This is a genomic window from Cytobacillus sp. OWB-43 (genome assembly GCF_034651445.1).
GTDB lineage: Bacteria > Bacillota > Bacilli > Bacillales > Cytobacillaceae > Cytobacillus > Cytobacillus kochii.
In genome coordinates, this window is sequence record NZ_JAYEFF010000003.1 from 414,403 (window position 1) to 429,232 (window position 14,830).

General features: G+C 35.3%; 13 protein-coding genes. 9 read left to right on the forward strand and 4 right to left on the reverse strand.

What is annotated here, in order from left to right:
- Nucleotides 1-149 precede the first annotated feature (149 nt).
- Nucleotides 150-977 carry a UTP--glucose-1-phosphate uridylyltransferase gene (locus U9M49_RS14750; protein ID WP_322910046.1) on the reverse strand — a complete coding sequence of 276 codons (828 nt, stop codon included), beginning with the start codon at nucleotides 975-977 and terminating at the stop codon, nucleotides 150-152.
- A 208-nt stretch (nucleotides 978-1,185) separates the two neighbouring features.
- Between U9M49_RS14750 and U9M49_RS14755 the strand changes: the two genes are divergently transcribed.
- The 3 genes from U9M49_RS14755 to U9M49_RS14765 are packed head-to-tail and all read left to right on the forward strand — an operon-like array spanning nucleotide 1,186 to nucleotide 4,606.
- The gene (locus U9M49_RS14755; RefSeq protein WP_095370066.1) at nucleotides 1,186-2,466 is read left to right on the forward strand and encodes a UDP-glucose dehydrogenase family protein; all 1,281 of its coding nucleotides are present in this window, start codon (nucleotides 1,186-1,188) and stop codon (nucleotides 2,464-2,466) included.
- The gene (locus U9M49_RS14760) at nucleotides 2,463-3,416 is read left to right on the forward strand and encodes an NAD-dependent epimerase/dehydratase family protein (RefSeq protein WP_322910047.1); all 954 of its coding nucleotides are present in this window, start codon (nucleotides 2,463-2,465) and stop codon (nucleotides 3,414-3,416) included. The genes U9M49_RS14755 and U9M49_RS14760 overlap by 4 nt, the downstream gene beginning before the upstream one ends.
- Nucleotides 3,416-4,606 carry a glycosyltransferase family 4 protein gene (locus tag U9M49_RS14765; protein WP_322910048.1) on the forward strand — a complete coding sequence of 397 codons (1,191 nt, stop codon included), beginning with the start codon at nucleotides 3,416-3,418 and terminating at the stop codon, nucleotides 4,604-4,606. Before U9M49_RS14760 ends, U9M49_RS14765 begins: the two co-directional genes overlap by 1 nt.
- 439 nt (nucleotides 4,607-5,045) lie before the next feature.
- Here U9M49_RS14765 and U9M49_RS14770 read toward each other — a convergent pair whose 3' ends face one another.
- Nucleotides 5,046-6,404, reverse strand: coding sequence for a glycosyltransferase family 4 protein (locus tag U9M49_RS14770; RefSeq protein WP_095370063.1), 1,359 nt, complete (start codon nucleotides 6,402-6,404; stop codon nucleotides 5,046-5,048).
- Nucleotides 6,401-7,498 (reverse strand): CotS family spore coat protein, encoded by a 1,098-nt coding sequence (locus U9M49_RS14775; protein WP_416337098.1) that lies wholly within the window; start codon nucleotides 7,496-7,498, stop codon nucleotides 6,401-6,403. Before U9M49_RS14775 ends, U9M49_RS14770 begins: the two co-directional genes overlap by 4 nt.
- A gap of 799 nt (nucleotides 7,499-8,297) precedes the next feature.
- Here U9M49_RS14775 and U9M49_RS14780 point away from each other — a divergent pair.
- The 6 genes from U9M49_RS14780 (at nucleotide 8,298) to U9M49_RS14805 (ending at nucleotide 14,518) form a co-directional block, all read left to right on the forward strand.
- On the forward strand, nucleotides 8,298-9,521 hold the full coding sequence (locus U9M49_RS14780; RefSeq protein WP_322910050.1) for an ABC transporter substrate-binding protein: 1,224 nt from the start codon (nucleotides 8,298-8,300) through the stop codon (nucleotides 9,519-9,521).
- A gap of 133 nt (nucleotides 9,522-9,654) precedes the next feature.
- Complete coding sequence (locus tag U9M49_RS14785) at nucleotides 9,655-10,458, forward strand: branched-chain amino acid ABC transporter permease (RefSeq protein WP_322910051.1); 804 nt, start codon at nucleotides 9,655-9,657, stop codon at nucleotides 10,456-10,458.
- A gap of 52 nt (nucleotides 10,459-10,510) precedes the next feature.
- Complete coding sequence (locus U9M49_RS14790; RefSeq protein WP_322910052.1) at nucleotides 10,511-11,500, forward strand: branched-chain amino acid ABC transporter permease; 990 nt, start codon at nucleotides 10,511-10,513, stop codon at nucleotides 11,498-11,500.
- Nucleotides 11,500-12,255: an ABC transporter ATP-binding protein gene (locus tag U9M49_RS14795; protein ID WP_095370061.1), complete on the forward strand. Its 756-nt coding sequence runs from the start codon at nucleotides 11,500-11,502 to the stop codon at nucleotides 12,253-12,255. Before U9M49_RS14790 ends, U9M49_RS14795 begins: the two co-directional genes overlap by 1 nt.
- Nucleotides 12,248-12,949, forward strand: coding sequence for an ABC transporter ATP-binding protein (locus U9M49_RS14800; RefSeq protein ID WP_095370060.1), 702 nt, complete (start codon nucleotides 12,248-12,250; stop codon nucleotides 12,947-12,949). The genes U9M49_RS14795 and U9M49_RS14800 overlap by 8 nt, the downstream gene beginning before the upstream one ends.
- Before the next feature lie 276 nt (nucleotides 12,950-13,225).
- Entirely contained in the window at nucleotides 13,226-14,518 is a 1,293-nt protein-coding gene (locus U9M49_RS14805) for a globin-coupled sensor protein (RefSeq protein ID WP_095373500.1), read from the forward strand.
- A gap of 86 nt (nucleotides 14,519-14,604) precedes the next feature.
- Here the strand turns inward: U9M49_RS14805 and U9M49_RS14810 are convergent, their stop codons facing one another.
- Nucleotides 14,605-14,763: a hypothetical protein gene (locus tag U9M49_RS14810; protein ID WP_157733759.1), complete on the reverse strand. Its 159-nt coding sequence runs from the start codon at nucleotides 14,761-14,763 to the stop codon at nucleotides 14,605-14,607.
- Nucleotides 14,764-14,830 lie beyond the last annotated feature (67 nt).

Here is a 14,830-nt window from a genome sequence, read left to right on the forward strand (position 1 = left end):
ATTGTTGAACTAGTTTGCAAAACAAAACAAGGTTGAGATCAGGCTGCGGAATCTCTAAATATTTTGTTAAGTTCATTCGTTTTGTAGTACACCAATAAGGTATGATGGGACATTTAATTGCAGGATAACTCGAGCAATTCAAACAAGGACTATTCATCCTCTTTTTTAGAATTGCTCATTAATTTTTGAATAAGGTTTAAATATCCTTTATCCGTACCGATGTCATAGCGTTTTGCAGATACTTCCACACCGTAGCACTTTTCTAACTTTAATAATTTTTGGATTGCATCCGTTAGTTGAACTTCACCTCCAACTCCTTTACCTCCTTTTTCTAAATATGAAAAAATAGATGGTTCAAAAATGTATCTCCCACTTACGGCTAACTTAGATGGGGGAGTGGAGCGAGGCTTTTCTACAATATCAGAAATTTCATAGGTATTATCTTGCAAATCAATCGCTTTCACTACCCCGTAGTTTTTTAATAACTTTTCATTCAATTTTTCCAGAGCTATTACTGTAGATTGATAATTTTCGTATACGTCTAAAAGCTCTCGTAAAGCGGGCTGGCCACTTTGTAGAAATATATCATCAGGAAGAAGAACAGCAAAGGGATCTTTACTTGCAAATCTTTTACCTAAGAGTATTGCTGTACCTAGTCCATCTGCAAAGGGTTGGCGTACATATTGAATAGAAATAGCGGGCCCGACAATTTTATTCAATAAATGCTGTTTTCCTGTCTTTTCTAAAAAGGCTTCATATTCTAGAGATCGGTCAAAATAATCTAAAATCATATTTTTATTACGGGATACCACTATTAAGATTTCTTCAATTCCTGATTCAATGGCTTCTTCAATAATATATTGTATGGCTGGTTTACCTGCGATCGGGAACATTTCTTTTGGAAGCACCTTTGTTATTGGCAAATTTCTTGTACCGAAACCTGCAGCAGGAATGATTGCTTTTTTTACTGTCTTCATCATAACCTCTCCTCTTCACTTTCTATATATTAATCTAATATATTTTACTTGGTAATTTGTCCAATAAGAAAAGGTACTTAACCATATAGTTTTTGTTTTTTTACCATTTTCATCTTAAATATTTTTCCCACTTTCACGTTTTGTTTGAAGCTAAATAAGATAATGATAAATTGAATGTTTTTAACATGAGCAAGTAAGGATGATAATGGTGAAAATATGTGTCATTGGTACAGGGTATGTTGGTTTAACAACTGGTGCTGTGTTGGCAGACTTAGGTCATGAGCTTTACTGTGTTGATAAGAATAAATTGATAATAGAAAAATTAATTGAGGGAGAAATCCCTATTTATGAACCAGGATTAAAGGAACTGATTGTTCGAAATAAAAAAAGAGGTCTTCTTCATTTTTCAACGGATATCCAGCGTGTGATAAAAGAATGCCCAATTCTTTACATCACAGTCGGTACTCCTACAAAAGAAGATGGGAGTCAAAATCTAACTGCGATTAACGAAGTCATTGACACCTTGGTACAGACGATAACCTCTCATAAAACAATCATTATTAAAAGTACGGTACTACCAGGTACCAATGAATGGATTCATCAAACATTAATAGAAAAAGGGATCGACTCGCGTATGTTCGACGTTGTATCCAATCCAGAGTTTCTTAGAGAAGGAAATGCTGTATTTGATATGATGAACCCAGATAAAATTGTTGTGGGTGGAAAAAGCCCTCAATCTATTAAAATAATTCAAACTCTCTATGAGAAGTTACAAGCACCTTATATTATTACTTCATTAACAGGAGCAGAGATGATTAAATATGCCAATAATGCCTTGTTGGCAACAAAAATCTCATTCATTAATGAAATCGCCCGTATTTGCGACGCCTATAATGTGGAAGTAACGCATATTGCAAAAGCGCTAGGGACAGACAATAGAATTGGTCCCTATTTTTTGAATGCAGGATTAGGTTATGGTGGGTCTTGTTTTCCAAAGGATATTCGGGCATTAGAATACGCTGCCAAACGGAGAAATGTTAATCCTGAGATGTTAAGGGCCGTTCAAAATGTGAATGACTCTCAAATTGATTTGTATATTGATAAATTAACAAATCAATTAACAAACTTGGATGGGAAAAAAATAACCGTTTGGGGCTTAGCTTTTAAGCCCGACACAGATGATATACGTGAATCAAGGTCATTATTATTAATTGAGAAATTATTGGAAAGAGGGACAGAGGTCCACGCCTATGATCCTATTGTCAATTCTTTTGAACCTGCCATTACCATTCATCATGATATGTATGAAGCTATTAAAGGAGCAGATGCATTAATTATTGCAACAGAATGGAACCAGTTTAAAACCGTAGACTGGAAAAAGGTAAATGAGTTAATGAAGGGAAATATTTTAGTGGATGGACGGAATATCATTGACCCTAAAGTCGTAAGAAAACATCAACTTCAATATATTGGGGTGGCTAGACAATGAGGATTATCGTAACAGGAGCCGCTGGGTTTATCGGTTCTCATTTATGTGAGAGGTTATTAAGAGAAGAAGAGAATGTTGTTATTGGCATTGATGGTTTTATAGACCCATCCAAGAAGTCAATTAAACTAAGAAATATAGAAAATCTGTTGATTCATCCACGTTTTCAATTTATAAATAAGAATTTACTAGGCATTGATTGGAGTGAAATTCTTGCCAAAGATGATGTGATATATCATTTAGCTGCTGTGCCTGGTGTTCGTTCAAGCTGGGGTAACAATTTCAAGTTGTATGAGGAAAATAATATTCTTGTCACCCAACGGCTATTAGAGGCTTGTAAGAATGTCTCTTTAAAGAAGTTTATTTACGCCTCCACCTCTTCTGTATATGGAGAAAAGGTTGGTATGGTTTCAGAAGATTGCCCACTTTCACCACTTTCTCCTTATGGTGTAACGAAGCTAACAGGAGAGTATTTATGTAAGGTATACAGTGAAAATGATGGTCTTCCAATAACTATTCTTCGATACTTTACTGTTTATGGACCTAGACAACGGTCTGACATGGCATTTCATCGATTTATCGAATGCATTTTAACGAATAAACCTATTCCAATATACGGTGATGGCAAACAAACACGTGATTTTACGTTTGTAGAAGATTGTGTAGAAGGAACTTTTGCTGCTCTTTATGCAGAGGATACCCTTGGAGAGACAATTAATATTGGTGGTAAAGAACGGAAATCTATATTGGATGTCATTGAAATATTAGAAGATTTAACAGGGAAAAAAGCAACCGTGGAATTTATTGGAGAACCGCGCGGGGAACCGCGACATACTTGGGCAGATATTTCAAAGGCATTGAAGATTCTGCAATATAAGCCAGCTGTGCCGTTAAAAGAAGGGCTTCTCCGAGAAATAAATGATTTAAAGATTATTTATAAGGAGGAAGAGTAATGAGGCTTGCTTTAATTTGTACAGAAAAACTCCCTTCTCCTGCTATAAAGGGAGGTGCAATTCAAATGATGATTGACGGTGTAGTTCCTTTTCTCAGTAAAGAAAATAACTTAACTATTTTCTCTGTCACCGATCCATCTCTACCTGATTATGAAGTACGTAACGAAGTGCAATACATTCGGTTACCATCTGAAAGTTATGAAATTGATATTGCTAAAATACTTACTGAAAAAAGGTTTGACATTATTCATGTTTTTAACCGTCCATTAAATATTCCTCTCTATAAAAAAGCTTCCCCTTCAAGTCAGTTTGTTTTAGGACTTCATAATGATATGCTTTCTGAAAAAAAGGTATCACTGGAGAATGGAAAGGAAATTGTAAACTCTGTTGAAAGGATTGTTACAGTTAGTGAATATATAAAACAAACTGTGGTGGAGAGGTTTCCAGAAGCAGAATCAAAAACAAAAGTAGTTTACTCAGGAGTAGATCTAGTAGAATATCCTCCAGTCTGGTCAGAGAAAGGAAAACAAATTAGAGAAGAATATCGACAAAAATACAATATTGGAGATAAAAAGGTCATATTATTTGTTGGAAGACTCACTAAAAATAAAGGACCTCATCTTCTAATATCCGCCTTTAAAGCTATTGCTAAAAGATACCCTCATACTTTACTTGTGATTGCTGGGGGAAAGTGGTTTAGTGATGATGGAATAAATAACTATATTCGTTATTTGAAGAAACTAGCCGAACCGTTAGGTGACAAAGTTATTTTCACAAATTTTATTCCTGCAAGTGAAATTTCTAACATCTTTTTAATGAGTGATATTTTCTGTTGTTCTTCCCAATGGCAAGAACCCTTAGCTCGGGTTCACTATGAAGCTTTTGCTGCTGGTATCCCTATAATATCAACAAATAGGGGAGGAAATGCAGAGATAGTTTCTCATAAAGAAACGGGTTATTTAATTGAAAAGTATGATCAAGCTAGTGAATTTGCAAAAGGAATTAATTTCTATTTAAAGAACCCGGATACTATTAATAGCATTACCCGAAATGCAAGAGAATTAGTGGAATCTAATTTTCAATTTCATCATGTTGCTAGCCGGTTAACCAACGTTTATTCTGAGTTGATTCCAAAACAAAACAATGATCATTATCGTAAAATGTTTCGGTCGCCACTCTTTCGATTCTAATCGATTAACAAAAAAGAGGGTGAGTAAGGTTGCTAGCTAACCTTTTGCTCACCTTTTTTATTGTTAGTAAACATGATGTTAATAATGACAGTTAAAAACAAAATTTTGCGACCGATAAAAACTGTTGGTGTGTAGGTGATCAGGTGATTTTAAGCATCATTCGTCGGTCATATTCTAGCAAGCCTTCTTGTACATAAGCAATAACTTTTAAAGAATATCATTTCTAAATCTAAAGGCAAACTGACTTTTCATTGTGTTTAATCTTTAAACAGTAGGACCCTTATTCCTAATTTTATCTTGTTACAGTCACTTTACCATATCAGAAGTTTTCCTTATTTCTATTTAAATAAAGCCGTTGAAATTTTATGATTGTAAAATTTCAACGGCTTCGTCATTTTCGAGGAAGTTTCTCTACCTCAACGTTGATTCAGTCTAAGATTCAATAGTTGCTTGCTTTATTAGCTAATATTTCTTTATTAATCCATGGTATCGAAGCAGTAGTAATCTTTTTAATTGGCTGCTTTTGTTTTGGTCGGATTGGTTTTTTCTCTATAGGCGAAATCTTCTCAGCTACAGCTTTTTTGGTTAACAGTTGTTCTTCTTTCTCGCCATTCATGTTAGAAGTACTACTAATGTCAACGTTATTTTTAATTTTATAATCAATCCCGCTCCACACTTGGGAAATATCGTCGATGACTCGATTCCAATTATGATTTTTTTCTACAAAGCTACGACCATATTGACCCATTTCTCTACAGAGAGAAGGACTGGAAAGTAATTTGGATAAATGAGCTACAAATTCTCGAGGGTCATCTGCTTGCTCAACGATAAACCCATTTTTTCCAATCTCGATTATTTCAGGGTTTCCTCCACGAGCAGTTGTCACAATGGGTAACCCAGCCGCCATTGCTTCATAATGTACTCGTGCTAACGGCTCTTCCCATTGAGAAGGACAAACGAATATATCAGCAGTAGCAAACCAGTCTTGAATTTCATCAGGGTGAACAAAGCCAGTAGTTATAACAGGTATAGGAAGGCGTTCTGCAATCGCTTTAATATAAGCAATGTAATCGGTCATTCTATTATCACTAAAGCCTTTACTTCCCATTAAAACCAAGGCCGCATTAGGATGCTTTTTAGCCAAATCTAGCATGGATCGTAAAAGTATATCTGCTCCCTTGTTCACTGAAAGTCGTCCAGCAAATAAAATTACCTTTTTCGATTCTAGTTTGTGTTTTTGACGCATGGAAGCTCTAATCCTTTGACCCTTGACAGAATACGTTGGAACAAATCGCTCTAAATCCACTCCTGAATAAATTGTTTGAATTTTAGGTTGGGCATCGGGGTAAAGCTTTACTATTTCATTACCAATATAATTACTAATGGTAATAATTTTATCTAATTGATCAATTGCTTTCTGGGCTTCTTCAGTATCTATTTTTTCCCTCTTGAACATATCATTGTGCATGCTTAATATGAGTCGTGAGTTTGGTGCCACTTCTCGTATTGGTAATACTAAACGGGGGCGGTTAAAAATGTGAATTAAGTCAAAAGTATTGTTTTTAAGATAATCTACAACACCTTCCCTGTAAGTCTCCAATAATCCTCCTGGAACCCTTACATAATGAACACCATCTTTTATTTCTTTATCGGGTAATGTGTCATCGTTTCTTCCGATTATTGTAATAGAATGGTTTTTACTTAAGTTTGGAATAGCTCCAGCGATGAATGTTTGTATTGCTCCTCCTTTTACCGGTGGAACTGGAAGTTTTTCTGTACAGACTATTAGCACTTTCATTTCCTTTTTCCCCCTCTCCATTCTTTACGTAATTGCTCAAGAATTGGCCATTTGGTCTTATCGATTTCAACGATTCGCTGGACAATAGCATCCAAATCGCTATTTAATGCTATGGTTGGTTCGAATAGCATATCTTTTACATTTTTATAATATAAATTTGGTAATGAGAAATCGATCAAGAGAATCTCAAACAACTCGTCAGTGATAGGGTTAGCTTCATTGTACGCTTCTAGCATTCCTACTATCCAATCAATATCCCACCTTCCTAGATCATCCATAGAACCAGATATGAGTTTGCGTAAATCACGAATAGGCAAATCATAGGCTACACCATCAAGGTCGATAATCCACATACCTCCAGGTCCCATTTGTCCATTCGACCATCCATAATCCTGATGGACTAATCCCCATTCTTTATTTCCCTTTGCGACCAACTGTTGATAAGAGGATTGCTCCAGCATAGTCAATGCCTTTTTTGCTTGCTCCTCAAACATATCAACTGTACTTAAGATCGTCTTACTCGTGGGCATTTCTGAATATAAGTTAGCTACATTTTTAAACCAAGATATTTTTCTCACTACTTTTTTATATGCATTTGGCCATCGTAAAAGTCTTGAAGCATTCTCTGCTCCTTTAGGAGGAACATACCCTTTGGAAAGTTGATGGAACTCTCCAATAGCGTTACTCAATAGCTTTGCTCCTTCAATATCGGCAGATACTTGATATAGAGGTTCAATCCAATCGGCAACAAACCAGATTTTCCCTCCCATTTCCACTATATTGCTACCCGATTTTGTCTTTACAATCGGTGGTATTCTAGCCTTTTTTTCATTAACTAAATATTCCTGTGCACCAATGCTAAATAAACTCCTGGAGGGTTTCCGATGGAGTATTTTTAAACTTTTGGGTCCTATGTTCGTATTGATCTTCCATATAAGTCCACCCTTATCTGCCTTTGTTGTAATAACTTCCATGCTACTCACATTAAAATTGTATTGTTTAATCACTTGTTGAGCCATTTCTTCAATAAATGGTGGCACATATAAATCAGCTAATGTCTCATCTAAATCCCATGGTGTAATAAGCTGCTCCAAACTAGTCATTCCTTTCCTTGGGTAATTTGTCTTTACATCCTATTCACTCAGGTGAAAATAGGTTGGACATTTGTCCATATGAAAATGAAAAATAATGTGTATAAGCCCATGTAATAAAAGTGGAATCAAGAAGGTATTTATTTTAAAGTTTGAATTACTTTCAATTTAACTTGTTCAATTGGAATAAATTTTAAAAAAAGTGTAACGAGTGAAGTAAAAGGGAGCATATGTAATAAGCAATATGGAGAAATTTGGTGATAAGTGGCTATGAACAGAATTTCTTTGTGTGGGATGTGATAAAACACCCATACATTAACGTTAAATGCTTTAGTAAGTTAAGAGTTGTCAAGGATATGTCAGAAGGAGTTATGATACACTTCTTACTTTAAAAATTATGTAACAAAAGAGCATCGGTGTTTTTTATTTAAAACATTGATGCTCTTTTGTTTTTTTATATTTGTAATTATTTTTCCATTATTATCAGTATATTGATAGTTATGTAAGATGTTTTAACATGAGATTTAATAAAAAATATACTGTTATTTTCTTTTGTTAAATAATAAAAAGTTATGGAAAAACAGATATCTATTAAAAATTAATGAGTATAAAGATTTACTAATAAAACTTTATTCTAAATATATTTAATTTATAAAAAATTTAGTCTTTTCATACAATTTCTTATCCACTATAATAAATGACAAGAAAACACTGCGACAACAGTGTTTTCTATTCGAAACAAAAATTCCGTAGTTGGTTTGGTTTAAAAGGTCTGAAAATTTTGAATAAGGGGGAAGGGTAAATGAAGAAAAACAAAAGGGCGTTATTGGCTATTATGTTAGTTCTAAGTATGCTTCTAGCAGCTTGTGGGAGTGGTGGTGGACAAGCGTCAGGAGATGGTGAAGGTGAGTCAATTAAATTAGGTTTTACACTTGCTTTAACAGGCAATTTTGCTTTTATGGGTGAAGGGGTGAAAGAAGGGGTAGAGCTTTTCTTCGAAGAGAATGATTACAAAATTGGTGATAGACCGGTGGAATTATTTTTCGAGGATGATGCTGGAGATCCTCAAAAAGCCTTGAAGAACTATCAACAACTAACTCTGAATCAGGAAGTGGATTTCCTTGGAGGAGGTACAATTGGTAGTATTTCATATGCACTCACAGAAGCTGCTGAAAAAGATAAGCGTGTCCCAATTATTAATGTAGTCGGTTCAGGTAATAGCTTATCATGGGGAGACAAAAGTGATTATGTTTGGCGAATTGGTTTTTCCTCTCTCAATTATGCAGGCACATTAGGGGTTGATATGGCTGAAAATATTGGTAAAAAAGCAGTCGTTATTGCTTCTGACTATGTGGCTGGACATGAACAGGCGACTGACTTTTCTGCGAATTTTAAAGAGCATGGGGGAGAAGTGTTAGATATTCTTTGGGCACCTTCGGGTACTAGTGACTTTTCTTCTTATATTAATCAAATTAAACAGCATGATGCTGATGCTGTATTTATGTTTATACCAGGTGCGGACGGTCCGAGATTTGTGCAACAATTTAAGGAATTTGGATTAGCTAAGAATTACGCTCTTGTCGATGGTGGTTCTGTTTTGAATGCCCCATCAACAGTTGAAGCAGTTGGTGATGCAGTAGTTAATGGTTATACACTGTCTCATTATCATGTGGGTTTAGAAAATGAGTTAAACAAAAAGTTCGTTGATGATTATACCAAGAAGTATGATAAAGTGCCCGACAACTATGTTATTAACGGCTATGATACGGCCAAAGTGATGTCAGAATCAATTCAAAAAGCTGGTAGTACAGAAGTTGGCGATATTATTGAAACTTTAAAAGCTGGTTTGTCATTTGATAGCCCTCGTGGACCAATTGAGTTAGATCCAAAAACGAATCACCCAATCCAAAATCACTATATTTTAAAAGGTGCCGAGAAAGATGGAGAAATCGTCTTTGAACTCGTTCGTACGTATGAAAAAGTGCAAATGCCGGCAGAAGATCCTGGATACGAGAAAGCAAAATAAGATTTAAGAGGGACTCTTTACCTGTAAAAGAGTTGTAAGGGGAAAGGCATGATACTCCATCAATGCCTTTTCCAAAAAATATACAGAGGAAGTTATTTCTTCGTAGTTATTTATTCTGAAGGGAGTCGAACAAGTGGAATTTTTTATTGCTAACACCGTTTCAGGATTGGCGTATGCCATGTTGTTATTTTTAATGGCTGCAGGTCTCTCCATTATCTTTGGTTTAATGAAGATTATGAACCTTGCCCATGGATCTTTTTTTATACTCGCAGGATATGTTGCTTATTCGTTTTCTAGGAGCGGAATGAATTTTTGGTTATCGATGGTTTTGGCAGTCATTGTGATTTCCATTTTTGCTCTAATTATTGAAAAATTACTTATATCGAGAGTGCATGGAAGTGAAACTGATCAGGTGTTGCTAACTGTTGGTCTCGTTTTTGTACTCGGTGATTTAGCGTTATGGATTTGGGGAGGTAATTTTCTCTCTATCCCAGTACCAGCACTCTTTGACTATTCACTAGATTTTGTGGGAATGACATTCCCTGCTTATCGTCTATTTGTCATTGCTATGGGAATTCTGTTTGCTTTCGTTCTTTGGTATTTTGAGGCAAAGACAAGAGTAGGAATGATTGTGCGAGCAGGTGTAGATGATATGGAAATGGTATCAGCACTTGGGTTTAATGTGAAAATCATTTTTTCAGGGGTGTTTATCTTTGGTGCTGCTTTGGCTGCTTTCGGGGGTGTGTTAAGTGGACCTATACTTGGAATGTACCCGATGATGGAATGGGAGATTCTTGTTAATTCAATGATTGTCGTCATTATTGGTGGTTTAGGCAGTTGGAAAGGTGCTTTTATTGCTTCAATGATTGTTGGGTTTGTCGATATTTTCGGAAGAATTTATATGCCTACGTTTGCGATGGCTTTATCTTCATATTAATGGTTGCAATTTTAATGGTTAAACCAACAGGTTTATTCGGAAGGGTGGAATCATGAAAAAAGCATTATTATCAACTATTCTTTTGCTTATCACTGTTTTAATTCTGCCTCACATCATTTCTCCATTTATGGTGTATTTATCAACAGAAATTCTTGTTTTCGCTATTTTTGCAATGAGTTTGGGTCTGATTATGGGTTTTGGAGGAATGCCATCATTAGGACATTGTGCACTATTCGGTTTAGGTGCTTACACCGTTGCTATTTTGAGTGAATATACAGCAAATATCTATTTACTTTTAGGTGCAGCTATACTAATTTCACTTTGTTTCTCACTCGTTACAGGTTATATTGCTATTCGTAATAAAGGGGTATTCTTCTTAATGATTACCTTAGCTTTTACTCAAGTCTTATTTTTAATTACTTCAAGAATGAAGTTCTGGGGTGGAAATGATGGCTATAGTGCAAGTTTGACAGCTAATTTTGGTTTTGGAGAGATTACTTCTAATATCGGTTTATTTTACATGATGGGATTTTTCTTTGTTCTTACTTATTTTCTCTTGAAACTTTTTGTTAATGCCCCAGCAGGCAAAGTGCTAAAAGGCATGATGGAGAATGAAGGCAGAATGATTGCTCTAGGCTATAACCCGAAGACTTATAAAATGTTTGCTTATTTAATTGCCGGTAGTATGGCAGGTTTAGCTGGAGGCTTATACATTTATAAAACACAATTTGTTTCTCCGGCACTGTTCAGTGTGCATATGGGTGCAGAAGTAATGATCATGGTTTTTATTGGTGGTATGGGTACGATTTTTGGTCCGGCATTAGGTGCTGGGGCATTTGTTTTCCTACAAAACTATATTAGTACGATGACAGATCGCTGGCCGCTTATCTTAGGATTATTATTCATAGCAATTGTTCTCCTAAAAAGAGGAGGGATATTGCATCTTCTCCAGTTTGTTGCGACATTTGGCTTAAAGTTATTTAAATCATCTCGGAATGCTCCTGTAGATAAACATGTTAAAGGAAAGGAGCAAGCAAGCTGATGACATTATTGAAAATTGAAGACTTAAATAAATCATTTAAGGCATTGCATATCTTAAAAGGTGTCAATATCGAAGTAAATAAGGGAGAACGTCATGTGATTATAGGCCCCAATGGAGCTGGTAAAACAACTTTATTTAATTGTATTTATGGTACATTGCCATTATCTTCAGGAAAAGTTTATTTAGCGGGCAAGCGTATTGATCATATTCCTTCCTTTAAAAGAACCGAGAAGGGGATGGGGAGAACTTTTCAGAAGAATAATCTTTTTGAGGAATTAACAGTTGAAGAGAATGTACGTTTAGCGATTATGGGGAAAAAGAAATATCGACTCAATATGTTTAAGCCTATGCAAAATTATAATGATTTAGCAGAAGAGTGTCATAGATTACTAGAAGAGTGGGAAATGACAGAGCGCCGTACTGTATTGGTCAAAGAACTTTCCTATGGTGAACAACGTTTATTAGAAATTATTTTATCATTGAGTACAAATCCGGAAATTATACTCTTGGATGAACCGACCTCAGGAATGTCGCCAACAGAAACAAGTAGATTTGTTAAACTAATCAAAAAAATACCTGATCATATTACTTTGGTTATTATTGAACATGATATGGAAGTTGTGTTTAGTTTGGCTAATAAAATCACTGTCCTTCACCATGGGACAGCGATGATGACGGCTAGCCCTGAAGAAATTCGAGGAAATCAAATGATCCAAGAAATTTACTTTGGTGGAGGAGCGTTGAGTCATGATTGAGCTAAAGGAAGTACATTCATATTATGGTCATAGCCATATATTACACGGTGTTAATTTACAGGTGAAGAAGGGTCAGTGTGTTGCACTTCTTGGTAGAAATGGTGCTGGCAAAACAACAACGATTCATTCTATCGCTGGGCTAGTTGTTCCTAAGGAAGGCACCATCCAGTTTAAGGATAAAGAGCTTGTTGGTAGAACACCAAATCATATTTCTAAAGCTGGTGTTGGTCTTGTCCCTCAAGGGAGACGGGTTTTCCCCTCTTTAACGGTGAAAGAAAATTTGTTAATAGCTGAAAGAAAAAGTATATCTAGTGAAAAACAATGGACAATTGAAGAAGTTTATCAATTATTTCCGATATTAAAAGAACGTGAAGAGAATATGGGCAATGAATTATCAGGTGGGCAACAACAAATGCTAGCCATTGGCCGTGCGCTCTTACTTAATCCAGATTTCTTGTTAATGGACGAGCCATCTGAAGGACTTGCACCTGTTATTATTGAACAAATTAAAAATATCATTTTAGATGTCAAGAAAACAGGATTATCCATGCTAATCGTAGAACAAAATATTGATTTAGCCTGTTGTGTGGCAGATGAAGTGATTATTTTAAACAAGGGAGAAGTCGTTTGGCAAGGGCTTCCTGCTGAGCTATTGCATAATGATGAATTATTAAAAGTCCATTTAGGTGTATAAAGTACCGATGTATAATGAAATGGATTAAGTGTATCGAATCAATCACGAACAGTTCACATTTGAACTGTTTCGTGATTATTTTTATACTGTTTCAAATTACCTCCTACCTTATTTGAGCTTTTTACAATCGAAAATGTTCTCTCGTTTTAAAAGGACCTTTGAATAGAAAGTTGAATTTGATGGGTATTTATATTTATGAAAGAATATGGAATTATTTCAAAAACAACCGATATTAATAGTATAATTTACCTATTAAATCATTCGGGGGAAGCATTCATGAGTTTGTTTAAAAAAAGAACGAGTAAAAAGTTAAATGAAGAGGTTGAAGAAGGAAAGGGTGTATTGGACCTTGGTGACGCATCTAAGTTCACACGACAAATGGAATTAATTCATTTAAGTGAAACTGATTTAGGTCTCATAAACAAGATGCAGCCAATCATTCAAACGCACAGTGAACAATTAGTTAATCAATTCTATGATAATATTTACAAAGAGCAATCACTTATTGAAATTATTGAAGATTATAGTACGGTAGAGCGTTTAAAAGGAACATTGAGGGTACATATTGAAGAAATGTTTGCCGGTATAATAAATGAAGAGTATGTGGCGAAGCGGTTACGGATTGCCCATGTACATGTGAAAATAGGCTTACAAACAAAATGGTATATGTCTGCTTTCCAAGGATTATTATTATCGATTATCCAGCTTGTAGAAAAGATGGAACTTACTTCGCGTGATTGCTGTCTTCTAATTGCTGCCGTAACGAAAATTTTTAGCTTTGAACAACAGCTGGTCTTAGAGGCTTATGATACAGAAATAGAGACTTTAAAAGCAAGAGAAGAAGATAAGAAACAAGAAATAAGGGGAAATGTAGCAACAGAAACAGAAACCCTTGCAGCCATTTCTGAGGAAACTAACGCATCTTTCCAAGAATTAATTGCTCAAGCAGAAGAAGTAGTCGAGCATGCTGAGAAGGGGCAAGATTTTTCTCTAAAAGCGAAGGAGTATGCTGAAAACGGCAAGCAATTTATCAATGAACAAGGTGAATTAATGTTGACGATTGTCGACTCTGTTGCAGAAATTAAACAAGATGTTAAAAGTTTATTGTATGTAATGGATGAAATGCATGAAATTACTACAATTGTAACGGATATATCGAGTCAGACGAATTTATTATCCCTCAATGCTGCTATTGAGGCCGCTAGAGCAGGCGAACATGGACGTGGGTTTTCGGTAGTGGCAGAGGAAGTGAGAAAACTTTCGGATCAAACAAGATCGTCTGTAGAAAATGTCTCACAATTAATCGCTAATACAAATGGACAAATCGATAAATTAAGTGAATCACTTCAAGAAGTAAGTAATACAGTCCAAAACGGTCAATCTCATATGAAGGCGACAGAAGAACATTTTGAATATATTGTTGGTACAATGAAAGATACGATGCAACAGAATCAAAAGATTATGGAAGAAATCGATGGAATTGTTAACGTAGTCCATCTTTTAGGAAAAGGGTTTGAAGAGGTAGCGTTTACAGCAGAGAATTTAACCTCAATTGCTCAAGATATGTGATGATTAGAAAGAATCTTTAATGGGTAAATGAAAAGGTATGCTAAATTTTTTATAAAAATGAGGACAGAAGTGTTGTTCAATCCAGTCTAACTTTTTATCTTAAACTGTACAACACTTTCTATCAATAGAATCTGCTCAGCTATTTGGTCCTTTGTCTTTCTTTGATGTTTGGGTGTTTTTTGTAGGAGTTTTTTTAAATAGTATAAATCACGAAGAAAAAGAAGTTGTTCCGCTGTTGTTAACATGATCAACACTCCTATTTATTTCTGTCCTACTTATTTACCCATTTGTGTAAAAATCAAACAAAATTTA